The organism is Stomatobaculum sp. (assembly GCF_057248925.1).
In genome coordinates this window covers 73,966-100,496 of the sequence record NZ_DBHIHF010000004.1, presented here as the reverse complement: position 1 = coordinate 100,496, position 26,531 = coordinate 73,966, and the positions used below count along the sequence as shown (strand labels likewise).

The 26,531-nt window shown below is 57.2% G+C and carries 20 protein-coding genes and 1 pseudogene; 4 read left to right on the top strand and 17 right to left on the bottom strand.

Annotated features, from left to right (window positions below):
• Window positions 1-140: 140 nt before the first annotated feature.
• Window positions 141-740 (top strand): DUF6088 family protein, encoded by a 600-nt coding sequence (locus ACO4XG_RS02280; protein WP_485129641.1) that lies wholly within the window; start codon window positions 141-143, stop codon window positions 738-740.
• Window positions 737-1,671: pseudogene (locus ACO4XG_RS02275) on the top strand (nucleotidyl transferase AbiEii/AbiGii toxin family protein). The gene ACO4XG_RS02280 and the pseudogene ACO4XG_RS02275 overlap by 4 nt, the downstream one beginning before the upstream one ends.
• Window positions 1,672-1,678: 7 nt before the next feature.
• Here ACO4XG_RS02275 and ACO4XG_RS02270 read toward each other — a convergent pair.
• The 6 genes from ACO4XG_RS02270 to ACO4XG_RS02245 form a co-directional block, all read right to left on the bottom strand.
• The gene (locus tag ACO4XG_RS02270) at window positions 1,679-2,290 is read right to left on the bottom strand and encodes an L-2-amino-thiazoline-4-carboxylic acid hydrolase (RefSeq protein WP_308508474.1); all 612 of its coding nucleotides are present in this window, start codon (window positions 2,288-2,290) and stop codon (window positions 1,679-1,681) included.
• A gap of 245 nt (window positions 2,291-2,535) precedes the next feature.
• Entirely contained in the window at window positions 2,536-3,180 is a 645-nt protein-coding gene (locus tag ACO4XG_RS02265) for a potassium channel family protein (protein ID WP_308508473.1), read from the bottom strand.
• 14 nt (window positions 3,181-3,194) lie between these two features.
• Window positions 3,195-4,580 (bottom strand): TrkH family potassium uptake protein, encoded by a 1,386-nt coding sequence (locus ACO4XG_RS02260; protein WP_308508472.1) that lies wholly within the window; start codon window positions 4,578-4,580, stop codon window positions 3,195-3,197.
• 424 nt (window positions 4,581-5,004) lie between these two features.
• On the bottom strand, window positions 5,005-5,130 hold the full coding sequence (locus tag ACO4XG_RS02255; protein ID WP_308508471.1) for a hypothetical protein: 126 nt from the start codon (window positions 5,128-5,130) through the stop codon (window positions 5,005-5,007).
• Window positions 5,131-5,171: 41 nt separating this feature from the next.
• The gene (locus ACO4XG_RS02250; RefSeq protein WP_308508470.1) at window positions 5,172-5,915 is read right to left on the bottom strand and encodes a hypothetical protein; all 744 of its coding nucleotides are present in this window, start codon (window positions 5,913-5,915) and stop codon (window positions 5,172-5,174) included.
• Between the two features lie 189 nt (window positions 5,916-6,104).
• Window positions 6,105-8,837, bottom strand: coding sequence for a transglycosylase domain-containing protein (locus tag ACO4XG_RS02245; RefSeq protein WP_308508469.1), 2,733 nt, complete (start codon window positions 8,835-8,837; stop codon window positions 6,105-6,107).
• Window positions 8,838-9,033: 196 nt separating this feature from the next.
• Here ACO4XG_RS02245 and ACO4XG_RS02240 point away from each other — a divergent pair, with 196 nt between their 5' ends.
• The gene (locus tag ACO4XG_RS02240) at window positions 9,034-9,690 is read left to right on the top strand and encodes an IMPACT family protein (RefSeq protein WP_308508468.1); all 657 of its coding nucleotides are present in this window, start codon (window positions 9,034-9,036) and stop codon (window positions 9,688-9,690) included.
• Window positions 9,691-9,777: 87 nt separating this feature from the next.
• Here the strand turns inward: ACO4XG_RS02240 and ACO4XG_RS02235 are convergent, their stop codons facing one another.
• From ACO4XG_RS02235 to ACO4XG_RS02205, 7 genes are read right to left on the bottom strand one after another with little or no spacing between them, the layout of a single operon-like run.
• The gene (locus ACO4XG_RS02235; RefSeq protein ID WP_308508467.1) at window positions 9,778-11,121 is read right to left on the bottom strand and encodes a tetratricopeptide repeat protein; all 1,344 of its coding nucleotides are present in this window, start codon (window positions 11,119-11,121) and stop codon (window positions 9,778-9,780) included.
• Window positions 11,118-11,264, bottom strand: coding sequence for a hypothetical protein (locus ACO4XG_RS02230; RefSeq protein ID WP_009532438.1), 147 nt, complete (start codon window positions 11,262-11,264; stop codon window positions 11,118-11,120). Before ACO4XG_RS02230 ends, ACO4XG_RS02235 begins: the two co-directional genes overlap by 4 nt.
• Window positions 11,261-12,505, bottom strand: a complete 1,245-nt coding sequence (locus ACO4XG_RS02225; protein ID WP_308508466.1) for a bifunctional folylpolyglutamate synthase/dihydrofolate synthase — start codon at window positions 12,503-12,505, stop codon at window positions 11,261-11,263. Before ACO4XG_RS02225 ends, ACO4XG_RS02230 begins: the two co-directional genes overlap by 4 nt.
• 12 nt (window positions 12,506-12,517) lie before the next feature.
• The gene (locus ACO4XG_RS02220; protein ID WP_308508465.1) at window positions 12,518-15,157 is read right to left on the bottom strand and encodes a valine--tRNA ligase; all 2,640 of its coding nucleotides are present in this window, start codon (window positions 15,155-15,157) and stop codon (window positions 12,518-12,520) included.
• A gap of 39 nt (window positions 15,158-15,196) precedes the next feature.
• On the bottom strand, window positions 15,197-16,012 hold the full coding sequence (locus tag ACO4XG_RS02215) for a hypothetical protein (protein WP_308508464.1): 816 nt from the start codon (window positions 16,010-16,012) through the stop codon (window positions 15,197-15,199).
• Window positions 16,003-17,226, bottom strand: a complete 1,224-nt coding sequence (locus ACO4XG_RS02210; RefSeq protein ID WP_308508463.1) for a DUF5716 family protein — start codon at window positions 17,224-17,226, stop codon at window positions 16,003-16,005. The genes ACO4XG_RS02215 and ACO4XG_RS02210 overlap by 10 nt, the downstream gene beginning before the upstream one ends.
• Entirely contained in the window at window positions 17,207-20,815 is a 3,609-nt protein-coding gene (locus tag ACO4XG_RS02205) for a DUF5717 family protein (RefSeq protein ID WP_308508462.1), read from the bottom strand. Before ACO4XG_RS02205 ends, ACO4XG_RS02210 begins: the two co-directional genes overlap by 20 nt.
• A gap of 94 nt (window positions 20,816-20,909) precedes the next feature.
• Here ACO4XG_RS02205 and ACO4XG_RS02200 point away from each other — a divergent pair, with 94 nt between their 5' ends.
• A complete protein-coding gene (locus ACO4XG_RS02200; protein WP_308508461.1) occupies window positions 20,910-21,434 on the top strand; it encodes a DUF4364 family protein in 525 nt (174 codons plus the stop codon).
• Here the strand turns inward: ACO4XG_RS02200 and yihA are convergent.
• The 4 genes from yihA to clpP form a co-directional block, all read right to left on the bottom strand.
• Complete coding sequence (yihA, locus tag ACO4XG_RS02195; protein WP_308508490.1) at window positions 21,417-22,040, bottom strand: ribosome biogenesis GTP-binding protein YihA/YsxC; 624 nt, start codon at window positions 22,038-22,040, stop codon at window positions 21,417-21,419. The two genes, ACO4XG_RS02200 and yihA, sit on opposite strands and share 18 nt — an antisense overlap.
• Window positions 22,041-22,068: 28 nt before the next feature.
• A complete protein-coding gene (gene lon, locus ACO4XG_RS02190; RefSeq protein WP_308508460.1) occupies window positions 22,069-24,501 on the bottom strand; it encodes an endopeptidase La in 2,433 nt (810 codons plus the stop codon).
• A 124-nt stretch (window positions 24,502-24,625) separates the two neighbouring features.
• Window positions 24,626-25,915 carry an ATP-dependent Clp protease ATP-binding subunit ClpX gene (gene clpX, locus ACO4XG_RS02185; RefSeq protein ID WP_308508459.1) on the bottom strand — a complete coding sequence of 430 codons (1,290 nt, stop codon included), beginning with the start codon at window positions 25,913-25,915 and terminating at the stop codon, window positions 24,626-24,628.
• A gap of 22 nt (window positions 25,916-25,937) precedes the next feature.
• Complete coding sequence (gene clpP / locus ACO4XG_RS02180) at window positions 25,938-26,519, bottom strand: ATP-dependent Clp endopeptidase proteolytic subunit ClpP (protein ID WP_308508458.1); 582 nt, start codon at window positions 26,517-26,519, stop codon at window positions 25,938-25,940.
• Between the last annotated feature and the right edge of the window lie 12 nt (window positions 26,520-26,531).

The following is a 26,531-nucleotide window of genomic DNA, read 5'->3' as shown; positions in this document are numbered from 1 at the left end:
CTGTCAAGTCTTACTTGAGCAGCGGTCCCCATAAAACCTTTGTGTGGGATTCTATAAAACTTGAATTCAAGGAAATCAGCAAATCTATGATGGGCGCCCACTATGTCCGCGATTTAATGAGCGACCATGCGCATACACCTATGCGGAAAATGCGGGCACGTATCCTCTCCGCTGAAAGTGGCACTGTGTTTGTTTCCTCTGATTTTGCGGACATTGCGGATACCGCAACCATTCACCAAGGATTACAACGCCTTTACCGCTCCGGCACCATTCGAAGAATCCTGCGTGGCGTCTACGAGAAGCCGAAGTACAGTAATCTGCTCCGCGAATATGTTGCGCCCGATCCGAATACTGTAGCCCGGGCATTGGCGCGAAATTATCACTGGAGCATTGCGCCGTGCGGGAATACCGCCCTCAATCTGTTGGGGCTTTCCACACAGGTACCTGCGGTCTGGTCTTACACCAGTGACGGGCCCTATAAAACCTATGCGTGGAGCTCCGCAAAGCTGGAGTTTAAGCATAGGACAAACAGGGAAATAACAGGCCTTTCTTATATGACAATTTTAGTAATTCAGGCTCTGAAAACACTCGAAAAGTCCAATGTGACACCGGACATCATACAAACACTTTCCGAAAAGCTCTCCGAAGATGAAAAGCAAAGCTGTCTGAAAGAAGCCGGTGCCGCCACGGATTGGATTTATGACACGATACGAAAAATATGCGGAGGAAATACATCATGATCAATGTTGCCCGGCTATCAGATAATGACCGTCGTGAACTGTTTCGGAATACAGCTGCCGAGATGCATTTGCCTGAAGCCATCGTCGAAAAAGATTTTTGGGTATATTTGATCTGATTCACCGTTTTTCTGAGGACATTGATTTGATTCTGGATTGGCAGATTCTTGGTTATAAGAAAGACGAACCTTGGGAAACACGTACCAATACAGGGCAAGATGCTTTTAACAAAGAGGCAAATACGCGAGCGGAAGCATATCTTGCCGAGAAGTTCTGCCCCGAGATTCAAAAAGAAATCTCTGAGATACTTGGCGATGAGGCAAACATCTTTATAGACGAAAAGGACAAGCAAACGGTTCTTTTTGCCTATCCGCATTTGTTTACGAATGCTGCGACCTTGCAGGTGATTCGCTTGGAAATCGGAGCTCTGGCAGCCTGGACTCCTGCGAAAATGGTTTCGATTACACCCTTTGCAGCGGAGAAGTACCCCGAGATTTTTACACATAAAACTACAGATGTTCTGACAGTCGCACCGGAACGAACTTTCTGGGAGAAAGCAACCATCCTGCACCATGAAGCAAACCGGCCCCAAAATTCACCGATGCCACAGCGTTACTCACGGCATTACTATGATCTGTATTGTATGTCCATGGCTTCCGTAAAAGGGACCGCTCTTGCAAGACTAAACTTGCTAAAAACCGTGGTGGATTTCAAAATGAAATTTTATCCGCGAAAATGGGCCAAATATGAAGAAGCTATTCCGGGAAGTTTGAAATTAATTCCTCCGGAATACCGTTTAGCCGCATTGAAATCAGATTATAAAGCTATGCAGGACATGCTATATGGTGATATTCCGAGTTTTGAAACTGTAATGAATGCCATTCGCGAATTAGAGACGGAAATCAACGCGCTTTCGCCCTCCGGCGCCCTCTGATTGCTCCCTACCCTTCCGTGATACGCAAGCTGAAATCACATACATTGTCGCCATGCCCTATGGTCTTGGTTCTGCCCCACAAGAGCCCGGGGTGCATATTCCCGTAGCAGATATCGTCCGTGTCGCAAAAGCCCTTCACAAGCTCCGGACAGCCGTAGCGCACACAGCTGTCTTGATAGGGGCATTTCACCATATCAAAGCGCATCCCGGTTTTCGATAAAAATCGGTTCTCGCTTAAAAACCCCGCTTCGGGGACACAGTGTTTCAGCGCCGTATCAAAGAACAGTTTCGGAACCAGTCTGTATAAGCCCGGAATCTTCAATACCGTTCGGATGACGGGGGCTGCGCGCTCGGCGAGTCTGCGATAGTAACCGGTCACAAACGCAGCGGCTTCCTCACGCTCCGTTCCCGCATCCACCAAGGCATGGAACAAGGCGATACACGGATAAATGCGCTCCCGCTTCTGCCCGGAATACGCCGGTGGGTCATCCTTGTTTTCTTCGAGGAGCGCGGCATAGCGTTTTTCCGCATTCGTTAGGATTTCCCGCGCCTTTTCTTCGCCGTATTTTTCTTTTACTTGCGGAACCATATTGCGCAGATACTTGGGCTGCTTTGTCATATCGATTCCTTCTTTCGCTTGTTTTCTATCCTGTTTTTACCGAAACTCCTTCCTCTATTTCGACATTTTCTCATCTGCCAACAGACTTTCCACCAAATGTCAAACGCCCCTGTTTCCCTCCTCGCAATTTTGTCAATACCTCATAATCGCGTCTTTCATACAATTTATTCCATTTCTACCGTCACAGGGTTTAATGGGTATTCTATTCTTATGTCACCACATGAAAATGTATGAACGTAATTTTATTACTGCCACTTTCTGAGATCTTTTTTCTCCATTGCAACCAGCAATACTTCATCCTGTCGTAGTGGCTCTGCGGGATTCCCGAACCTCCACTTTTTCCCCTCTGCTTTTAGGGCAACCACGTTCATCATGTGATTTTTTCGAAGTTGAAGTTCTATCAACGTTTTGCCAATCCACTCTTCTCGCACTTTTAGTTCCACCACATACAGGTTGTCATCAATTTCCCAGAAATCCTTAAATGAGGATGAAAGCAAAATCCTTGCAGATCGCATTCCTCCCTCTCCCTCCGGATCAAGAATCTTATCCACACCGATTTTACGAAGAATCGAAGCCGTTCTGTCGGTCGATGCTTTTGCAACGATGAGAGGAACCCCCTGCTCCTTTGCAACCGCAACCGACATAATGGCTGCGGCGATATTTGTTCCCGTACATGAAACGACAATGTCCATATTCTTCAACCCAAGCGCCACAACTTCTTCTTCGTTCTCCATGTTTGCCTGTACAACAGACGTGCATTTCCCCGAAAAATCATTCACTACCTTTTCATCACTGTCCACGGCCAGAACATCCGCCCCCATAAGATAGAGATTCTCGGCAAGACTTCTGCCATATTTTCCCAAGCCCAGTACTGCAATCGACTTTTTCATAATCTAAATCCCCCTTATCCCACGTAAAACGATCCTTTGGAATGTCTGATTTTGTTCTGAGATGTTACATCGCCTGCAAAGAAACATGCCATTGAAATCGGTCCGATTCTACCGAGATACATCGATACTATGACCACAATTCTTCCGTAAGCGCCAAGCTTCGGTGTAAGCGCTCTTGACAATCCAACTGTACCAAGTGCACTTGTAATCTCGTAGCAGGCATCCGTCAATTCGATATTCTCAACTGCCATCAGAAGCACGGTCATCGTGAGTAAGACCGAAGCGCTGACCGCTACAATGGCCGCGGCTTTTCTCATCATCTCTGCCGATACGCTTCTATGAAAAATCACTGTCTCTTTTCTTCCGTTAATATAGGAGTACGCATTCATGAAAACCAGAAAAGCAGTAACCGTCTTGACGCCGCCTGCAGTTCCTATCGGAGAACCTCCGATAAACATTAAAATGTATCCTATCAAACAAGAAATCTCTGTCAGCTTTTCCTGCGGTACCGACGCAAATCCCGCAGTTCTGAAACTTACAGATTGAAACAAGCTGTTGCAGAATTTGTCCCACAAATTCATATCTCCGATGGTTCCCGGATTGTTAAATTCTGCCGCCATGATCCCGACAGCACCGGTAATAATCAGTATTGCGGTGACAAGAAGTACCAATTTCGTATGCTCCGGAAACCGTCTCACCGTTGTGACCGGTCCCAAACGATGACGGAAGCCCTGCTTGATGCCGTCGACTACATCAAACCACACAACGAAGCCGATTCCACCCAGAATAATGAGTAGCATGGTGGTAAACATGAGGAAAGGCGAATCCCTGAACTCCATCATACTGTTTGGGCCTGTGACATCCATCCCCGCATTACAAAATGCAGAAACAGACTGAAAACAAGCTGCCCACAAGCCTTTCAAAATACCGTACCTCGGTATAAACCTGCTTGCATAGAATAAGGCGCCCATACCTTCGAGCAAAAAAGTCCCTTTAAATACTCGCAACAGGAATGCCAAGTGTCCCCTATTTCGCTCAATATTCAGCGCACCACCCAGCAGTTTCCGATCTCCGAGCGTAAATTTCTTTTTCCCCATCAACATAAACAACGCCCCGACCGCAACGACACCGAGTCCTCCGATTTGTATCAGCAACAGAATGACCATCTGCCCGAAAAGGCTCCAGTGCGCATATGTGTCCACAACCACAAGCCCCGTCACACACACAGATGTCGTTGCCGTAAACAGCGCAGTCAAAACCCCTGTGCTCTCTCCCTCCGCTGTCGCAAACGGAAGCATCAACAGAAGCGTTCCCAAGATAATGGCTAACAGAAAACTCAAGGGAATCAAGCGTTCAGGTGCGATTCTCATTTGCCTGCGTTTTATCAATTTTTTTATCATAGACTCTCTCTTTTTAACATTCATCTTATGAAACAACTACTGACAACTCATCCTTATTATACGCACACCTTCCTTCCTTGTCACTGTCTTCACTCCACAGAAGCCTTTCCACATTTCCCTTCGCTTTCCCGGATATAAAAGAGAGAGGCTCCCGCCTCTCTCTTTTCTCTTTATACCGCGCTCAGCGCACGGTCTTAACCAGCTCCGATAGTTCTTCTATCAGCGGATGTGCCTCTGCTTCGACGGAATATGAATCGCCGTCTCTCGTCCAGCTCGCAAGCGACCAGCGCCCGTTTTCACCACAGAGCGTGACACGGATACCGTCAACGTGCTTCTCCGTCGTTTCCGTATACTCGCTAAAATCTCCGCTCGGGTCGACGCTCCCTTCTCTTTCCGGAGCTCGTAGCCGATTTCCCCGCCCTCTTCACATTTGCGCAGCCGAGGGAAGTTTTCGGACCTTTGTTTTTCGGAAGACCTCTGCCTCCTCAATATACTTGTCGTCAATCTCCGTCAATGCGCGAAGGAGCTTTTTTGCATTCCGCCGTTTCATACGCGGTACCCCTTTTTCTCCGGCGCTTCCATGTGCCGCCTTTACCTCTTCTGCTCTTCGGTTGTGCTCGAAGGCTCTAGGCCGAGCTCCAGTTTTTCTGTATCCAGCACCTCGGCGCTGCCGTCAGCCTTCCTCCGAACGGTCAGCAGGCAAAAATTTCTGTCGGCATTCGGGACAGCTCTGTTGCCGCAGAGAAGCGTATAGCTGTTCTCCGGCTCACCCGCGCCGCCGATGTATACAAACGGTTCATAGACGCTGCCCACCTTGCCGGTGAGCGCTGCCTCAAATACCTTCTGTACCGCGGGATTTGCCTGCAGGTCACTGTCGCCGCTGTTGTACTTCCACTCCGCCGTCATCTTTGCTGCCGCAACGGGCAACAACTCTCTGGTCCCGCGAAGTTCTGCCTTACCGTCCAAATCCTCATAGACATTGACCAGGAGATACGAAGGCTCGGCATCCGGCACCACCGCAGTGCCCTTGCAGAGATACGCGTAATTCGTACCCGCGACCGGCTGCGAACCCAGCACGGCAAGCACCTCGTACTTGTAGCCTGTCATCCCCTCCACAGCCGCATCAAAGGCCTTCATCGCGTCGGCATTGTCCGCCGGTGCGAGGCTCCCCTGGTTTGCACTCCACCCGTCCATCAGGATATCATCACTTTCTCTGGTCTCTGTTTCCGTACCGCTCTCTGCCGCTGCGGCCGTACTCGTCTCTGCCTTTCCCTGCCCGCAAGCCGCAAGCATCACACTCAACATAAGCGCCGCCGTCATCAGTTTTTTCTTCATCTCTATCGCATCCTTTCTTGCTTTTCCCGCAGGACTTTTTCTTGTTCTCACCCTATAAGACGGTTTCCGTCTCTCCAAGGTCACAGTTTCTCAGATTTTTTTATTTTGAAACAAAACAGATGTCACCTCCCGCGAAAAGGGCGGTGACATCCGTTCGTGTCGCAAAAAACCGATTTCCTGGTTCCTGTCTCAGCTTTTCTTTTTCTTTCGCGGCGTGACCTTCGGTGCTTTCTTTTTCGGCGCTTCGGTGCTCTCCTTCGCTTTCTTCGGTTGCACCTTTCCGCTGCCCTTCTTATCCTCTGCAGTGCTCTCATCCGTCTTCTTCGCGTCGCCCGGTTTCAGACCCGGAATGCCGATTTCATCGTCCGGCGTAAGCGTGCGGGACGGTGGGAAGATGACGGCGGATGTGTGAATGTTACAGCGTCTCTGCGGCGTCAGACGGGAGTCATCCGTCTCGACCTCCGAATCCGGCACCACCATCACGACGCGGCTCGTAGTCGGGCAATACGGCGTCGGCAAGAGCCCCGTGACAGAGCAGACCGACATGGTCGTGTGCTTGTCGCACATCTCGGTCGGAATCGTGCCGCGCGCAAAGAATTCGGTGTAGACCGCATCGCCGCGCGGGTCGTTGCTGCAGACACCCTTGACCGGGAGTTTGCCGGACTTCCGGCAGATGTCGGCGGTCACAATGCTGTCAGGCATCACAAAGCCCGGATCCGGCTTGCCCTGATGCACCTGCTCCATAATCTTCCGCCAGATGTCCTTGTGGAAAGAGTTGCCGCCGTTGCCGTCCGTGAGCGGCTGGTTGTCGTCGCAACCACCCCAGATGCCCGCCGTATAATAGGGCGTGAAGCCCACAAACCAGACGTCCACATTGTTGCTCGTGGTGCCGGACTTACCGGCGCTGCTCATGTTCGAGGGCTTGGCGCGCGTGCTCGTCGTATTGACATTGATGCCGCTGCTCGCAAATTTGCGGTTCGGCAGCATGGACTGCTGCAGCGCATCCGTCAGCAGAAAAGCGGTCGAGTCCTTGATCACGCGGTGCTGCTCCGGATTGTTCTCGAGGAGCACTTTTCCGTTGTGATCCAGAATTTTGGTGTAGAACACCGGCTTCGTGTAGACACCCTGGTTCGCAATCGCCGCAAAGGCCGCCGTGAGCTCCAGGTTGTTGACGCCCTTGGTGAGACCGCCGAGCGCCATGGCCGGGTTGTAATCCGAGTCCGTGAGGCTCGTGATGCCGAACTTCTTGCTGTACTCCGCGCCGAGCTGCGGGCTCACGGTTTCCATGAGGCAGCGCACTGCGACAATGTTCATCGAGTACATGATGCCGTCGCGGATGCTGGACCAGCCGAGATAGTTGTCGTCGCCGTACCAGTTCCGGAACTGCTTGCCGTTCGCCTCATAGGGGCCGTCGTAGTAGACCGAGCCAAGTGTCTGCCCGCAGGCATCGATTGCCGGCGCAAACGCGGACAAAACCTTGAAGGTTGAACCCGGCTGACGGTAGGAATCCGTCGCGCGGTTTAAGGAGAGCGAAACGGTCTTCTCGCCGCGGCCGCCCGAGAGCGCCTTTACCTGTCCCGTGCTCTGCTCCATCAACACAAACGAGTCCTGCGGCTCGAGGATGATGTGAAGGCTCTCACCGACAATCTGATCCTCGGCCGGATTCACGACGCTCGCCCGGAAGGCCTCGGCGTCTGCCTTCGCCTCGGCATCCGTCCGGTACAGACCGTCAAAATTTTTCCCCTTGTTTGCGAGCACATTGCGCTCGCTGTAATTCTGTACCTCGCCGTTTGCGCGCTTCACCGAGAGGCGGTATTCGAGCGCGTACTTGGTGACCGCATAGTTCGCGGGATTGTTGATCTCACCGTCCACAATCGCCTGCAGCGCAGGATCCTGGGTCGTGTAAATCGAGAGGCCGCCGCTGTAGAGGAGGTTATGCGCCTGCGTGTCGGTATAGCCGAACTTGTCCTTCAGATCCTGCTGCACCTGACTCACAAGTTCGTCGGTAAAGTAGCTGTAGGTGTGAGTCGCCTTCTCCTTGGAAACCAGGTCGGCGTTCTCAATGCGGTCGTAGACATTGTCCGCGAGCGCCTCCTCCTGCTCTTCCTTGGTGATGTAACCCTGCCGCAGCATATAGCGGAGTATCACCTTCCGCTTCTCCTCGTTTGCCTGCCGCCCCGTAATCGGGTTGAGGCGCGAGGGGTTCTGGGTGATACCGGCGAGCACGGTGCACTCCGAGAGCGTCAAATCCTTGACCTCTTTGTTGAAGTAGCGGCGCGAAGCCACCTTTACGCCGAGCGCATTGCTGCCGAGATTGATGGTATTCAGGTAGTTCGTCAGAATAACCTCCTTGCTCATGATGCGCTCGAGCTTCATCGCAAGGTACTGCTCCTGAATTTTTCGGGTCAGCTTCTCGCCGAAGCTCTTTTCCCGGCCGCCGTTGAAGAGATTGTTTTTGATGAGCTGCTGGGTAATGGTCGAGCCGCCGCCCGAACTCGAAGTCCCGCGAATCACACCGACAACCGCACGCATAATGGAGCGCGTGTCGACGCCGTTGTGCTGCCAGAACCTCTCGTCCTCAATCGCGACAAACGCATTGATCAGGTTCTTCGGCAATTCCTCATAAGTCGCCTCTTCGCGATTCGAGCCCGCCATGACCAGCGTTTCCACCTGATTTCCGGTCGCATCGTAGACCGAAGTCGCAAAGCCCATCGGGGCAATGCTGTCCGGCTTGAGCTCCGGTGCCGAGTCCACAATGCCGCGGATCGCGCCGAGCACAAAGGACACCGCGATTGCCGCAATCAAGAGCAGCAGCATGAGCACCACGCGGACTGCCGTGAGAGAGATCAGATTTTTCAGTTTGCTCCGGTGCGCGTCCTTGTCCTGCAGCGCACGCTCCACGGAATTTCTTCCAAAATCCACTGCGCACTCCTTTGAAAAAATTTTGAGAGTTCACTCTAGTATATCATGAGTCACCCCCGAACTCCAGCAGTCCCCCGCCGCCTTCCAGCAGGGCCTTTGCCGCTCTCCTTGCATTTCCGCTGTCTGCAATGCTATGCTAAGATTTTAACGAAATATTCCTGTCACAGTACCCTGTGACAGAACAAGGAGGTCCTTCATGCCCGAATGCCGGTATACCCTACTGAAGAGCGGCAGAGCCGAACTGGAAGAAAAGAAGTCCCGCTTCCTGGCGCAGAGTTTCTTTGTGCGGAGTGAGGCAGAGGTCGCGGAAATCCTGGCGGCCGTCCGGAAAGAACACTACGACGCCCGGCATGTCTGCTCGGCCTATGTGCTCTTTGGCAATCCGCCGCTTGAAAAATCCTCCGACGACGGCGAACCCGCGAAGACCGCGGGACTCCCGATGTTAGACCTGCTCCGCGCGGCTTCGCTTTGCAATACGCTTGTCACGGTGACCCGCTACTTCGGCGGCATCAAGCTCGGCACCGGCGGTCTGGTCCGCGCCTATACGGCGGCGGCCAAGGGCGCGCTCGAGCAAGCTGTCATCGCGGAATTGCTGCCTGCCGTGCAGCTCTCCCTGACCGTCGACTACGGTCTCTACGGAAAAGTGTCCCGCCTCGCCGAGGACTGTGCGGGCACCGTGCTCTCCCTCGACTTTCTCGCGGAAGTGTCTCTCTGCCTCCTCTTTCGGGCCGAGGACAGCGCGCGCTTTCTCGCCGCGCTGACCGAGCTCTCGGGCGGCAACCTGACACCCGAGAGCACCAAAACGCTGACCTGTGTCGAGCAAGACGGAAAGCTCACGCCCATACAGCTATAAGCCTACTGAAAACTCGCGCCCGCAATCAAAGACCCGAACTCTCCAGAGAGTTCGGGTCTTTTGCTTTGTCTGTCCTGTCACACCGCTTTACTGTGTTTTCTCGCTCTCCGCCTGTCTCGCGAGTTCTGTGCCCGGGAAGCGCGATATGACTTCCGCAAAAAAGGTATTCGCGTTTTCCGTGTCTCCGAGAGCCTTATAGGCCATCGCCTTCCGGAAGAGTGCCGGCTCGTAATTCTGATTGATGGCGAGGGACTTGTCGTAGAGATCGATCGCCGCCCGGTAATTTCCCGCCTGGAACTGCACTTCGGCGCGACTGTAGAGGCTCAAATACCCCTCGCTGTTCATTTTTCCGGCAACCGACTGATAAATCTGCTGCACCGAGACGCCGCTGCCGTCGTCGATATCTGTGAGCTGAGAGACATCGAGGGTCGCATAGAGTTCGGCCGCGTGTGCATAGTCATTGTTCCGGAAGTCGTTCAGAATGCCCGCGAGCTTCTGGTACTGCGAAAGCTTGCTGTTTTCGCCCTCGGTCAGCATATCGACCTGACTCTGCAGCGCGCTCTTCTCTTCCTCCGCACTGCTGTGATTCACCTCAATATCGCGGAGCGCGCTGTTTGCGGAGGCGAGCTTCCGGTCCATCTCCCGGAGTTCGGCGTTATGACTCGAATTCAGCTCGGCCCGCTTGGTCGGCATATAGAGAAAAATCACCGCCGCCGCGCCGATCAAAAGGCCGATGGCAATGTTCAGGCCGGTCTGCCAGCCTGTGCTCTCGCGGTAAGTCGAGGGAATCAGAACCTCGTCGTCCGACATCTCCCGGTGCGAATAGGTTCTTGAGCCGTTGTCGATTTCCTCGCGCGGTTTGTCCTGCTTTTTCTGGATGCGCCGCTTCTCCCGCTCGGCGGCATCCGCATAGCGCACCGCCGTCTGGTTCATGCGGTCGGTTTTCCGCACCAGTTTGAGATAGTGATCCGCCCGCTTATAATCGCCCGCCTCGATATAGAGGAGCGAGAGCAGAAGCCCTGCCCGCACATAGTTCGGATGCTGGGCGACAATACCGGCGAGCTGATGAATCGCCGTGTCGTAATTACCGTTTTTCGTTGCCTCAAGCGCCACATTGTAGCGCTCGATCATCTTCGAGAACGAAGCGAGCTGCCCGCCGCGCCGTCTGACATCGTCGAGATAAAAGACCGCGCGGTTGTTTTCGGTCCGGAGGTCAATGCTGATGACCCACTGCACGAGCGCATCGCCGACCTCTCCCATCTCATAAAAGATGAGTCCCAGAAGATTTCTGGCATCCGTCAGGTCTTTGTTGAGCTCCAGGGCGCGCTTTAAGTACGGCACCGCTCCGGATAAATCCCTCTGTCTCGCGAGCTGCAGGCCGCGATTGTAGCAGCTGTTGGCCGCTCGAACGCTGCGCTCCAGTACATTCATGCTTCTGTCTCTCCGCTCCGCTTTAAGAGCTCCATCAAAATATCCTTCATGTCCGTGAGATCGCTCCGCACAATCGCATCTTCCACCGCTGAAATTTCAAGGCTCGAGCGGTAGTTCCGGATCTCCTCGTCAAAATTAATCATTTGCTTTCCTCCGCCAAAATTTCACCTGCCAGATAGAGCGAGCCCGCGATGAATAAAATCGCGTCCTCCGCCTGCTCCCCTCTCGCCTGCCGGAGGGCTTCCCCGACACTCCCGTATGTCTTCACCGCGGTCGCCCCTGCCTTGCGGTAGATGTCCGCGAGCGCGTGTACTTCCGTTCCGCGCGAAGTGTGAAGCGGCGCGATGTAAACGCAAGCCGGTCGCAGGACTTTCACAAAGGTCTCCGCAATCGCAGAGAGTTCCTTATCCTGCACAGACGAAGTCAGCAGGAGCGGCTTCTTACCGCGCTGCGCCGCAAGTGCTGCCCCGGCCTCCGCCATTCGCAGCACGCCGTCGGCATTGTGTGCGCCGTCCAGAAATACATCGGGATGTATTTCCTGCATACGGCCTGTCCAGACTGTCGCGCGGACGGCCTCCGGAAAGGAGACTGCCGCCGTACGTCGCCGCGCGTCCCCGGTCTCTCCTTCCGAAAAGACCTGAAACGCCTTTGCGGCGAGCGCCGCATTTTCCCGCTGGTACGCAGCCGGCAAAAAGGCGAAACGCGTGTCCGTCGGGTTCGGCGCGACCGGATAGGCGGGTGCCTGCATCTCCCGCGCCTTCGCCGCAATGACAGCTGTGACCGAAGGCACTGCGTCTAAATAGACCACCGGGACCGTTTTCTTGATGATACCTGCCTTTTCCGCCGCAATTTTCTCAACTGTGTCGCCGAGATACTGCATGTGGTCAAGGCTTATGCTGGTCAGCACGGTAAGGCAGGGCGCGCAGCTATTTGTCGCGTCGAGCCGTCCGCCGAGCCCGGTCTCAAGTACGACAACTTCGCAACCTGCCTCCCGGAAGAGCAACATGGCCATGTAGTAGAGATATTCAAAGTAGGCGGGAAAATTCCGGTCGGCCTGTACCTCTGCCTCTCCTTGGCACTTCACCGTCTCCGCGGCTGCCCGGAAGGCTTCCGAAGAGACCATCTTCCCGTCGATCAGAATGCGTTCTCGTATGTCCACGAGATGCGGCGAGACGAAGGTACCGACACGGTACCCCGCGCGGCAGAGTGCCTCCGTCAGATAGGCGCAGACCGAGCCCTTGCCGTTGGTTCCCGCGACATGAATGACCCGGAACGCGCGATCCGGCGCGCCGAGCGCATCTAAAAATGCCCTGACTTCCGGTACGGAAGTCTTCTTCTCGCCCCACATAGGCAAATCATCGGGGCAACGCCTCTCTTCCGCCATCGTTTTCCCTCGTTATGCGCCGAGCATCTTTCTCTGCTCGCGCACTTTTTCCAGCATTTCCTCGTACTTTTTCCGCTTCTCCTGCTCGGCAGCGACCTTATCGGCCGGTGCCTTTGCGAGGAACTTCTCATTCCGGAGCATGCCGTCCGCGCGCGCAATCTCATTTTCGAGCCGCGCCTCTTCTTTGGCGAGGCGCTCCTTCTCCTTCTCGACATCGACGAGGTCCGCAAACGGAATGTAAATCATGGCGCCCGGGATGACGGCCGAGACCGCATCCTCCCGAATGCCGGTCTTGTCCTTCTGAAGCTTTACCTCCGAAGCGCGGCCGAGCACGCGGAAGAAATCCTCCGCGCGGCGGAAGCTGTCGAGCACAGCCTCGTCCTCGGATACCACAAAGACCTCTGCCTGCTGTCCCGGCGCGACATTCATCGAAGTGCGGATGCGGCGGATTTCACGGACCGCATCTTTGACGCGCTCCACTTCGGCCGCATCCTCCGGGAACACGAAACGCGCTTCTTCGACCGGCCAGGGCGAGACCATGATGCTGTCCTCTTCGTTTAAGCTCAGGAACACTTCCTCGGTGATGAAGGGCATGAAGGGGTGGAGAAGCTTCAGCGCGCGGCTTAAGACCTCGCGGAGCGTCCAGAGCGCGGCCTCGCGGGTCGGGTCCTCTTTGTTCCAGAGGCGCGGCTTCACCATCTCGATGTACCAGTCGCAGAACTCCTCCCAGATAAAGTCATAGACCTTCTGAAGGGCAATGCCGAGTTCGAACTTCTCGAGGTTCTCGGTGACTTCTCCGGTGAGCCGGTTCAGCTGATGCAACACCCAGCGGTCCTGCGCGAGGAGCGCCGAAGCTGCGGGCTCCGCCGGCATGGTCTCGCCGAGATTCATCTCGATAAAGCGCGCCGCGTTCCAGATCTTATTCGCAAAGTTGCGCGCGGATTCCACTCTCTCCCAGTAGAAGCGCATGTCGTTGCCCGGCGCATTGCCTGTCATCAGCGTGAGGCGCAGTGCGTCCGCGCCGTAGCGCTCAATGACCTCAAGCGGATCGATGCCGTTGCCGAGCGACTTGGACATCTTTCTGCCCTCGGAGTCGCGCACCAGACCGTGAATCAGCACCGTGTGGAAGGGAAGCTTCCCGGTCTGCTCAATGCCGGAGAAGACCATGCGGATGACCCAGAAGAAAATGATGTCATAGCCGGTCACGAGCACATCGGTCGGGTAGAAATAGCGGTACTCGGGCGTATCCTTCGGCCAGCCGAGGGTCGAGAACGGCCAGAGCGCCGAACTGAACCAGGTGTCGAGCGTGTCTTCTTCCTGACGGAAGCTGTGGCCGCCGCAGTGCGGGCAGGTATGCGGCATCTCGCGCGCCACGACCACTTCGCCGCATTTGTCGCAGTAATAAGCCGGAATCCGGTGACCCCACCAGAGCTGGCGGGAGATGCACCAGTCGTGAATACCCTCGAGCCAGTTTAAGTAAGTCTTGCCGTAGCTCTCCGGCACAAACTTGAGCTCGCCGCTCTTCAGCGCCGCAATCGCCGGCTTTGCCATCTCCTCCATCTTCACAAACCACTGGGGCTTGATCATCGGCTCAATGACGGTCTTGCAACGGTCGTGTACGCCGACCGCATGGCTGTGCGGCACGACCTTCACGAGGAGCCCCGCTGCCTCGAGGTCCCTGACAATGGCCTTTCGCGCCTCGTAGCGGTCCATGCCGTCATAGGGCGAACCCGGGCAGCGAATCGTCGCGTCGTCGTTTAAAATCGTGATTTCCGGCAGGTTGTGGCGCTTGCCGACCTCAAAGTCGTTCGGGTCGTGCGCCGGTGTGATCTTCACGCAGCCGGTTCCGAATTCGGGATCCACATAGCTGTCCGCGATGACCGGAATCTCGCGGTCCGTGAGCGGAAGCTTTAACATCTTACCGACCAGCGCCGTGTAGCGCGCATCGTCCGGGTTCACCGCAACGGCGGTATCGCCGAGCAAGGTCTCCGGTCTCGTGGTCGCAATCTCGACAAAGGCGCCGTCTTCGCCGACAATCGGGTACTTGATGTGCCAGAAGAAGCCGTCCTTGTCGACGTGCTCGACTTCCGCATCGGAAATCGTGGTCTGACAGACCGGGCACCAGTTGATGATGCGGCTGCCGCGGTAGATGTAGCCCTTCTCATAGAGGCGCAGGAAGACCTCTTTCACAGCCTCCGAGCAGCCCTCGTCCATCGTGAAGCGCTCTCTGTCCCAGTCCGCGGAGGAGCCGAGTTTCTTTAACTGGTTGATGATGCGGCTGCCGTATTCATCCTTCCACGCCCAGCACTCTTCGAGGAACTTCTCTCTGCCGAGCTCCTCCTTGTCTCTGCCCTCTTTTTTGAGCTTCTCGATGACCTTGACCTCGGTCGCGATCGCCGCGTGATCCGTGCCCGGCTGCCAGAGAGCGGAGTAGCCCTGCATTCTCCGGAAACGAATCAGGATGTCCTGCATCGTATTGTCGAGCGCATGGCCCATGTGCAGCTGTCCCGTGATATTCGGCGGCGGCATGACAATGCAGAACGCCTTCTTCTTTTCATCCACCTCGGCATGGAAATAGCCGCGGTCCATCCATCTCTGATACAGCTTATCCTCAATCTCCGAGGGCGTATAAGTCTTCGGCAGTATTTTCATATTCAGTCCTCTCTGCGTTTGTCTCATCCGGGCCGGTCTTTAGACCATGCTCCGGTATTCTTCCCGCCACTGCGCAATGATTTTTTCTTCGAGCGCACGGCGCTTTGTCTCATCCTGTTCGGCAAAAACGGCTGCGACCTCTTTTGCTTCTCTGCCCGTTGCGCCGCGCGACGTCACTTCGCGCAACTGTTCTTCCCAACGCGCTTTCTCGCTGTCCCGCATCTCCGGCAGTTCCCGCCGGAAACGCGCCTTCAGTGTCTCGTCCGTCTCGGTCTCCGCGAGGAAATACATGCGCTTGATGGTATTTCTGTCCCGCCCGAGCGCATAGGCCTCCTGAAAACAGTCGAACGCGCGGTCCGAGAGAAAGAGATTCGCGAGCGCCGCGCCCTCGCGGTCCAGAAGGCGACTCTTCGAGGCGCGGTCCAGCTTGTCGTCCGCAAGCGCTCTCTCGTAGGCGCCGACCGCTTTCCCGTATTTCCGGAGCGAGAAAAAGAGGTCGCCCCGCTTTAACTCGGCTCTCTCCCGGGGAAGCGCGAGATATTCCTTCGCGTCCTGCAAAAACATGCTCTGCTGTCTCGGGCTCGCGTAGCCGCTCCGCGCGAGAAAGCGCGCGAGTACCTCTTCGTTTCGCGCATTCTCGCCCCGGTAACTCCGGAGCTCCTGCGCGAGCGCCGGTTGCAGCGCTCCCCGCTCCACAAAGGTAAAAAACGCCTCACCGACAAAGCCCTCGAGAAACAGCGGCGGATACTTGAGAATCAGATAAGAGAGCTCTTCCGCGGTCTCCGCGTGAATGCCCAGATTCTCGAGATAGAGCCGCTCTCTCGGATTATTCTTGCCAACCAGTATTACTCCCACAGTTCCACCTCCTGCGTGAGTACCTCGCCGCCCGGCGGATAAATCTCTCCGAACCCGGCGTCGCGAAGCTTCAGCGAAACGGTGCGCTCATCCCCAAAGCGGAATGCGCAATCGACATAACAGCTCTTCTCCTCCCGCTCCGGCAAAAAGCCAAGCGGCACGCCGAGGGTCTGCGCCGCGCCGCGCGGGCCGGCGCCGACTGTGAGCAGCAGCTCTTTTCTGTCTTCGGGCAGCAGACGAAAGCGACCGCCCGCTGTGAGCAGCGATTCGCCCGCCTCGACGAGCACCAGCTCCCGCTCTTCGCCGTATTGTTTCACCGGGAGCGAAATCTGCGCAGCCGCCCGGCCCGCACAGATCAGGCGCGGCGCCGTGCCGCTGTTCTCCGCGAGACGGCAGGCCTCAACCCCGCCGCGCGCAAACAGTTCCTTCTCTTGGTACAGCTTACGCTGTCCCTTGCAGATTGTGCGCTGAAAGCCCTCCGACCAGCTCATGCGGTTAAAGCCCTCGCCGGTCAGAATCACACTTGCAAAATGGCGATTCCGGAGAAGCCGCTCGGCACTGACCGACAGCACCTGATCGGCCATGCGCTCTCCCTGCGGCGTCGAGAGCATGCGAAGCGTAAAGGCATCGCGAAGCTTTCGCTGTTCCGCATAGAGGCAGCTTCTTCCCTTTTCTTTCTTTTCACGCGCCATATAAAAACAGAGCGACTTCTCCGCGAGGTCAAAGAGTCCCACCTCGCCCGCGGCGCGCAGGTCCGGTTCCGCCGAGATAAAGGCGAGAAAGCTCTCCTCGCGGCTTACGAGGCGCGTTCTCTCTGCCGGAAAGTCGAACTGCGGCAACAGCGCCGCGAGCTCCCGCACAAACGCGAGCCGGTAATCCGGCAACACAATGACCGTGCGGAGTTCTTCCGCTTTTTCGTCTCCGAGCACCTGCTTCCGCGCGAGTTTTAAAAATCGCGCCAGCAGTTCCACCGCACGGTATTCGGTTTCCTCCGCAACCAGAAGCCCGTCCCGCTCGCTCTCGGCGAGCAGCCCCTGTACCATGCTGCCCCGTCCCGCGAGCGCCTTTTCATAGGCCTCCGCATCGATGTACCAGCGGTCTTCCCGCTTGTCGCGGCAGAGTTCCGTGCGGAGCGAGAGCTTTCGCTCCCGCCCGTCGGAAACAAACAGGAGATTCGCATCCGTATTCGAGAGATCAATCCCCAGATACTGCATCGACCTCGGCTCCTCTCTGCGTCATCAGAGACGCCATACTGTCCGCGCCGAAGGAGAAGAGCTCGCTTCTCGCCTCGCGCGCAGCGGCATAGGCAGAGAGCTCTGCCTTAAGCTCCTCTTCCGCGCCGCCGAGCAACTCGCCGAAGCGGTTCAGCCGGGCATAGGCGCTGCCGCGCGAAATGCGCTCCGTGCTCTCGCGAAGCACCGTGCGCCGCACGACCGCTCCGCTCTCGGCTTCGAGAACGCGGTACTCCTCGGTCTCGCCCGAAAAGAGCACACTGCTCCTGAGATAAATTCTGCCGAAGAGCTCCGTGCAGTCCGCGCGGCGAAAGGCTGTCTCACCGGGAAGCACGCGACTCTCCACAATGTAGCGCTTGCCTTCTTCACCCCGGAACGAGAAAAGGGATCTCTCGAGCAGTGCATCGGGCAACCGTACTTTTCCGGCAAGCTGTTTGCTCTCCGGCAGGAAAATATCCTGCTCGGCGAGCATCTGTAAAAAGCGTTCGGCCAGCGTTTTTTCCCGCGCACCGAGCGCATCAAGCGATACATAGTAGTGCAACAGCGCACAGGCATAAAGACGCGGCACCTTGGTCATCTGTTCCGCGTAATCCTCCATGGCCCGCGCCTGATCGGCCGTGAGCGGGATGTCCGAGAGCAAGTATTCGCCCGCACAAACCGTGAAATACGCCTCCGCGAGTTCCCGCTCCACGGCGCCCTGCTGTTCGCAGCAGGCAAAGACCCAACGGATCTCGCTGCGGTCGCCGAGGAAAAGCTGACCCGCGAGCACTCGCGTCGGCAAATCCGCGAGCTCTGCGCCCTGCTCTGTCACGGCGTGCAGGAGAGCGCGCATCTCGCCGATGCCGCCGTTATAGTGCGCCGCGAGATACCCGAGTATCGCCCGGTCGGCTTTTCCGGCGCGGAATACCGCGAGCGCCAGTTTGCAAAACAACTCGTCCGACGGCGCCTTGTCCGCCTGCACGAGGTAAGAGACCAGTCTTGCCAGGGCATCCGGCTCCACATCCCGCGGCAGATATTCCTGCAGAAGTTCATAGGCCTCCTGCCATTTTTCCCGCTGCACCAGCAACGAAAAAATCTCGGCCCGCTCTTTCTCGGTAAAATCCGCCTTGTCGCTGCGCTGCAGATAGCCCTCGCAGCGCGACTTATTCGCGAGCAGCGCCGCGCGTATCCGGCACTTGCAGCTCTCGGCGAGCGGCATATGTTCGAGACCGAAGCGCAGCGTGCGCACCCCCTCATCGTCCAGGTTTTCGTTTGCTTCGCTTGCGCGCTGCAGGAGTTCGTCGAGCTTCCGCAGCAACACAGCGGGCTGTTCCGGCTGAAGCGCCTCGCACTGCGCGAGATACTGCGGCAAATCAAAGAGCGCTTTCCGCTCCAACCCTTTCGGCGCGCGGCGATTGCCCGCGCTGTCCTCGGTGAGGAGCAGCGCCTGCGGCGAATAAATCGGCAAATAGGCTTCACCCGCCCGGAAGTCCGCCTTTTCCTCTTCTTCGAGTTCCGGATAGACCGCGACGAGACGGCGATCTTCCGCCCGCGGCGCTGCGACATACTGTGTCTGCAGAATGCGGGGCAGCACGGCGGCGAGCTTTTCGTCTATCATGCCGTCCCAGAGCAGCGCCTCATAAATCGGCGCGAGGCTCCGGCTCACCTCACCGGCGAGCAGCTTCCGAAGCCCGAAATCCTCAATCTCGCGGCGATATTCCCGCCAGATTTCCGGCTCTTCGCTCCGGCGCTCACAGACTTTGCGGTAGAGCTTTACCAGGCTCTCCTCGCCGAGCGTATTGTCAAATAAAAAGTATAGGAGCAGCTCGTGCGGCAGCGGTTCCGCCGCATCCTCGGGCATACTCGCAAGCAACGCCTCATAGAGTCCCGGAATCCGGAGATCCTGGCGCACCGCCTCGCAGTACCAGACATAGGCCTCGCGGTCCGTTGCCCTGCGCCGCAGCGCACTGCGCACAAAGACTTCGAGTAACTCCCGCTGCGGCAGTTTTTCATAGACCGCGCGCAATACACGGAGCGTCTCGCCGGGCTGCTGCGCCGTCTCGGTCGCAAGGACTGCGACTCGCCGCGCAACGGCCTTGGTCATCGCCTGTTCCCGGAGGAGGAAGCGAAGAGCTGCGAGCGAAACCGGTGTTAAATCCGTGAGCGCTTCCCGCCGCTCCCGGAAAGCGCGCGCGAGGAGTGCATAGAGATACACGCTCCGGCTGCCCTGCCGGTAGCAATGCCTTAAGAGTTTTTCCCACTTCGCGGCGCGCGCCGTCGGGTATTCGGGCACGAGGAGCAGAAGCGTCGGCAGCAATTCCGCCTTGCCTTCCCGCACAATCTCGCGCTCGACGCGCTCGGCTGTCCGGTTCTTCCGGTGCTCATCGCCGGAGAGGAGGCTCTTTAAGCTGTCCGCAAGGTACATTTTCAGGCGCTCCGTTCCCGCAACACGGATGCCGGAGAACGTTCCGTCGAGTGCGTCGAGATACTGCTGCGCGCGCGCCGTATTGCCGCGCGCGGCGAGCAGCTCCGCCGTATAGAGCGCTGCTCGCTGTGCATCGATTTCCTTCTCGTGTTCCGCCTCCCGGAGCGCGGCCTCCGCCTCGCCGAGCTGCTCTCTTCTTCCGGTCAGCAAAAACAGCGCGTGGGCATGGCGGTAACGCAGCATGTGACGCCCCTCACGAAATTCCGCCGCCCGGTTCTGCGGTGCAAACCCGCGGCGTTCCGCGGCGCCCGCTTTCAGAGAAATCGGCACCAGTTGCTCGGTCTCCCCGCTCCGGAACAGGAGCGCACCGAGATTCTTGCCCTCGTGCAGCGCTGACCGGTCTATGTCAAAGCGATAGCTGTACGGCGCACCGCTCAGCTTCTCCGGCGCAATCCGGCGCTGCGGCGTCAAGAGAAAGGCCGCCTGCGCTTCGACCGTAACCGGCAGGAGCAAGGTGTCCCGACTCTCCAAAAAGACATGTCCGCTCCGCGCCGCTCTCGGCAGCGTCGTGACCTCCGCGGTCGCACGGAAACTGTCGCCCTGTCTCGCGCCGAGCGCCTCCAGAAAAGCATCCATGCCGCACGCCGCATCGCGGCTCTTTGCAAAGGCGCGGTAAAGTGCGCTCCGCTCCGGATCTCGCAAGAAGGGTGCGCGCCAAAATTCCCGGTACGCAAAAATGCGAAGCGCCGCCTCCCGGTCTGTCTTCGCAACTTTTGCAAAATCCTCTGTTGTTCTCAGGCGCTCCAAAAGCTCCGAGCCCTGCTGATCCGTCACAGTGAAACAATACGGTATCGTCTTCTCACCGCCGTCTGTCACCAGAAGCAACTGACCGGTGAGTTCATCTCCCACTTCCAAGTAACGCGCGTCCACCGTGAGTCGTATCCGGTTTCTGACGCCGCCGAAACTGTCTGTCAGCACCCGAACGCGAATATCATCCGAGTACGCAAGTCCCTTCAGCTGTATCCCATTGTCGCTGTCCGCATGAAACTCTGCGCTGAGCATCTCCCCGCGCCGCACAGAGAGACGTAAGTTCTCCGGACGCACGGAAAGCACAGGCACTTCTGAGTTCAGTACGCCCCGCGCAAGTCGGTTGATTCTTTCTCTCATCGCCTTCCTCTGTGCCTCCATTTATCGCAAGATATTTTAGCACACTTCCCCTTGCTTGCAAAGCTTGCTATACTTGCCGGGATTGGAGGTACACATGCTGTCCGAACCCATGACACTCTATAAGCTCATGATACTCTATCTGTTAAAGCAGGTGAATGTCGCGCTGAGCGAAAATATGATCTCGGAATTCTTTCTGTCGCGCGAATACACCGGCTATTTTACCCTGAAGCAGGCCCTCTCGGAGCTCGGCGAATCCGGTCTGATTCAGCTGCACAGCACCCGAAACGCGAGCCGCTATTCGGTCACCGAAGAGGGCGTGCAGACGCTCGCCTTCTTCGGCAAGCGCCTCTCGCCCGAAATTCTCGCCGACATCGACTGCTTTCTCCGGGAAAACCGCTTTCAAATCCGGAACGAACTCAGCGTGCACGCCGACTACTACCCCGCCGAGCAGACAGGCTACCGCGTGCACTGCGAGGTGACCGAGGGCAAGAGCTCCCTCTTTTCGGTCGAACTCACCGCGCCGGAGGAGGCGCAGGCCATCGAGATGTGCCGCCGCTTTTCCCTTTGCTCCGGCGAACTGTACCGCCTGCTGCTCAAAGAATTACTGCAGGCGGACTGACTCCCGGTTTGCCATCTCCGCAACGAGGCGCAGCAGTTCCTCTCTTCCCTGTTTCGTGACCGAGGAAAAGAGGATCAGCGGCGTCTCTTTCGGCGCTCCCAAAGTCTCGAGAAGCAGCTTCTTCTGCTTTTCGAGCTGGCTCCGTTTTAACTTGTCCGCCTTGGTGCCGACCAGCACGGCCGGCAGACCCTGGTCTATAATCCACTTGTACATCAGGACATCGTTCTCCGAGGGCGCGTGGCGGAGGTCGAGGAGCAGGAAGACCGCACGGAGCTGCTTGTCCTCGTGCAAATAGCGCTCTATCATCTTGCCCCAGCTCGCCTTGACCGCCTCGCTCGCGCTCGCATAGCCGTAGCCCGGCAGATCGACAAAGTAGACCGCACCGTTCACGCGGTAAAAATTGATGGTCTGCGTCTTACCGGGCTGGGCCGAGGTGCGCGCGAGCGCCTTGCGGTTCACAAGCGCATTTAACAGGCTCGACTTACCCACATTCGACTTTCCGGCAAACGCAAATTCCGGGAGAGCGCTCTCCGGCAGCGCGCTCGTCACACCGAGCACAAACTGCAACACCGCATCCTTAATCTGACTGTTGCCGTCTTCGCCGATTAAGGGGCGGTACACCGCCGACGGAACTTCAATTCCCTTCTTCTTCACCCTCTCCTTCTTCACGCTCGGCCGCTTTTTCCCAAAGGCACCTGCCACTGAGGGGCGTACTGTTGTCGTTTTCTTCTCCATCTGTCTCTTCTCCCCGTCCTGTCAGCGCAAGCGCTGCAAGTTCCCGAAACTCTCTGATATAGTACAATTTTAACCCTGCCGTAACCTCTTTCGGCAGCGCTGCAATCTCCGCACGATTTTCGTACGGCAATGCGAGCGCCGCGAAGCGCTCCCGTCTCGCCGCAAGCACCTTCTCTTTCAGACCGCCGACCGGCAGAATATGACCGCGCAGCGTGATTTCGCCTGTCACCGCAAGATCGGCGCGCACCGCCTCGTGCCGGAAGGCCGAGAGAAGCGTAAGCGCCATCGCGGCTCCAGCGCTCGGCCCGTCCTTTGGAATTGCCCCGGCCGGAATGTGCAGGTGAAAGTCGTGCTCGCGGAAGTAGCCGCTCGGCGTGCCGCGCTCTACCGCAAGCTGTCTTGCGACCACGAGTGCCAGTTCCGCAGACTCCCGCATCACGGCGCCCATCTGCCCGGTCGGCCGGAAGAGCCCTCTGCCGACATTGACCTCGACTTCAACCGAGAGCGCCACGCCGCCCGCAGCGGTGTACGCAAGCCCGTGGGCCACCCCGACTTCGTCCCGCCGGTGACTCCGATTTGCCGGAAAACGCGCCTTGCCGAGATAGTCCTCGAGATTTCCCGCCGTAACCGCGAAGCGCTCCCGCTCTTTTAGGAGAAGCTGCCTGACGCACTTTTCCGTGAGCGTGCGGAGCTCCCGCGCAATGCCGCGCACGCCCGCCTCCCGCGTGTAACAGCGGATCAGCGTCCTGACAGCGCCGTCCGTCAGTGAAAACTGCTCTGCCGTGAGGCCCGCGTTCCGGCGCGCCCGCGGCAGGAGATAGCGCCGCACAATGTGAAATTTCTCGGCCTCCGTGTAACTGCTGAGGTAAATCAGATTCATGCGGTCCATGAGCGGTGCCGGTATGCCCTCGGTCGTATTTGCCGTCGCGAGGAAAAAGACCTGTGAGAGGTCCATCGGCAGTTCCACATAGTGATCGCGATAACTCCGGTTCTGCGAGCTGTCGAGCACCTCGAGGAGCGCCGCAACGGCCGCCTGACCCCGGTAGTCTTTCGAGAGCTTGTCGATCTCATCCAGCAGAATCAGCGGGTTCTTGCTGCCCGCGCGCCGGAGAGCCTCCGCAATCCGTCCCGGCATCGCGCCGACATAGGTTCTGCGATGGCCTCGGAGTTCGGCTTCATCCTGAATGCCGCCGAGGCTGATGCGCACATAGCGCCGTCCGAGTGCCCGCGCGATGCTCTCGGCAATTGACGTTTTGCCCGTTCCGGGCGGCCCAACGAGGCAGAGTACGTCCTGCGAAGCCGTCGGGTTCAGCTTCCTGACGGCGAGGCAGTTCAGTATCTTCTCCTTGACATTTTCAAGACCGTAGTGATCCCGTTCGAGCACGCGCTTTGCCGCGGCGAGATTCGCCGTGTCCTCCGTGACGCGGTCAAACGGCAGTGCCAGCACCGTGTCGAGGTAATTCTGCTGCAGGGCAAATTCCTGTGTCCCCTGCGGCAGATGCCGAAGGCGCAAAGTCTCCCGGCGAAGCGCCTGCTTTACCTCATCCCCGGCAGGCAGTGCGTCAATCTTTTCTGCATAGGCTTTTACATCGCCCGCAATACCTGCATCCTCTCCGAGTTCCTCTTCGATGATGCGAAGCTGCTCCCGCAGCATAAATTCGCGCTGACTCCGGTCGAGACGCACGCGAAGCTTCTGCTCATACTCATGGCGCATCCGCACGACATCGATTTCGCGCGAGAGTTCACCGGTCAGAACCTCGTAAAACTCATCGCCCGTATTGCACTCGAGCAGGCGCTGCCCCGTGCCCCAGGCCCAGGGGAGCTGCGAAGAGCTGTTCCGCAGAAGCTGCATGAGGCCTGTCTCAGAGATGAGCCGCGGCAGGTACTTCTCCGCAAACGCCTTGTCCTCTCTCGCGTAGAGCTGCAGATAGCCCTTCAGCGCGCGGAGCATGGCTTCTTTCTCATTGCTGTCCTTCTCGATTTCCCGAAGCGGCGCATTGAACAATTCCGCCTCATAAATATCCCCCTCCAGAACCAGCTGTTCCACGCTGCAACGCCGTATCCCGAACAACATGGCGCGCCGCGTGTCCCGCGACGTCCGCGTGAGGGAACGAATCTGGCACAGCGTGCCGTAGCGGTACGTGCCGCTCACGCCCGGGTCCAACGCCTCCGGATTTTTTTGTGCCACCAGAAAAATCAGACCGTCCCGCACCATGGCTTCCTCGACAGCTGCGACGGTCCGGCTGCGGCTCAGGTCAAAACGAGCCACGCCGCCCGGCAGGACAACCTGCGCGCGCATCGCAACCACAGGGTATCTTCTCCTTGTCCTCATGACCTCCTCCTATCTTCGTGCCGCAAATGACTCAAAAGGCGGGCATATGCCCGCCTTCCTGTCACAAGTCTCGTGTTCACACACTATTCTGTTTCTGTACTCTATTCTCTGTATATGTGCGCCGTCAGGCAATCTCGCCCGGCCTTGAGGGCTTCTCGCGATCCCTCTGAATGCTCGACTCGCGGTGCACAATCTGCGGTCCGGCCTCATGCCGCACCATCTCCTTCGTGACCGTGCAAATGCCGACGGACTCATCGGAGGGCACTTCGTACATCAAATCCATCATCACGTCTTCGACAATCGCGCGAAGACCTCTGGCACCGGTCTTTCGCTCCAGCGCGAGGTGAGCGATTTCGCGCACCGCTCCCTCCGTGAACTCGAGTTTCACATTGTCGAGTTCAAAAAGCTTCCGGTACTGCTTAATCAGCGCGTTCTTCGGCACAGTCAGAATCTGCACCAGCGCATCCTCATCGAGCAAATCCAGCGAGACCGTAATCGGCACGCGGCCGATGAACTCCGGAATCAGACCGTACTTCACAAGATCCTGCGGCATGACCTGGTGGAAGAGTTCGTCCACCTCCCGCGCATTCTTCGCGACCACCTGGGAGTTGAAGCCCAGACCGCCGCTGCCGAGACGGGAGTCGACAATCTTCTCAAGTCCGTCGAACGCGCCGCCGCAGATGAAGAGAATATTGGTTGTATCAATCTGAATGAGCTCCTGGTGGGGGTGCTTCCGTCCGCCCTGCGGCGGCACCGAGGCAATCGTACCCTCCAGAATCTTTAAGAGCGCCTGCTGCACACCTTCGCCCGAGACATCCCGGGTGATAGATACATTTTCGCTCTTTTTGGTAATTTTGTCAATTTCATCGATGTAAACAATACCGTATTCGGCACGTTTCACATCATCTCCCGCCGCCTGAATCAGCTTCAGCAGGATATTCTCGACGTCCTCGCCGACATAGCCCGCCTCTGTGAGCGTCGTCGCATCCGCGATCGCAAACGGCACATTCAGAATCTTGGCCAGGGTCTGCGCAAGATAGGTCTTGCCCGAACCCGTCGGACCGAGCATCAAGATATTACTCTTCTGAATCTCGACGTCGGAGTCCGTATTGGACATGATGCGCTTGTAGTGGTTGTAGACCGCGACCGAGAGCACCTTCTTGGCCGTCTCCTGACCGATCACATACTCATCGAGAAACCTCTTGATTTCCTTCGGACGCAGGAGGTTGATGCCTTTTAAGCTGCTTGCCGCCGCGTCGTCCTCCGGAAATTCCTCCTGCAGGATCTCGTTGCAGAGCGCCACGCACTCGTCGCAAATGTAGACGCCGTTCGGTCCCGACAGAAGTTTTCTCACATGATCTTCCGTCTTGCCACAAAAAGAGCAACGCACACGTTCCCCGTTCTTATTGGGCATGTTTCTTTTCTTCTCCTTTTACTCAGTGATGCGCGATGACTTCGTCGATGATGCCGTACTCCTTGGCCTCCGCCGCCGTCATGTAGTTGTCACGCTCGGTGTCGCGCGCAATCACCTCGAGATCCTTCCCGGTATTCGCCGCGAGAATCTCATTCAACTTATTGCGTGTCTTCAAAATCTGCTCGGCGACAATGCGGATCTCCGTCTCCTGCCCCTGGGCACCGCCGGAGGGCTGGTGAATCATAATCTCCGCGTTCGGGAGCGCATAGCGCTTGCCCTTGGTGCCGCCGGAGAGCAGGAATGCGCCCATGCTCGCCGCCATGCCGATGCAGATGGTCGAGACATCGCATTTCACATACTGCATGGTGTCGTAAATGGCCATGCCCGCCGTCACGCTGCCGCCCGGGCTGTTGATGTAGAGGTTGATGTCCTTGTCCGGATCCTCGGACTCGAGGAACAGGAGCTGCGCGACCACGAGGCCCGCGCTCACATCATTGACCTCCTCATCGAGGAAGATGATTCTATCCTTTAAGAGGCGGGAAAAAATATCGTAGCTCCGCTCGCCCCGGCTGGACTCTTCCACCACATATGGCACTAAACTCATCTGATTTCTCCT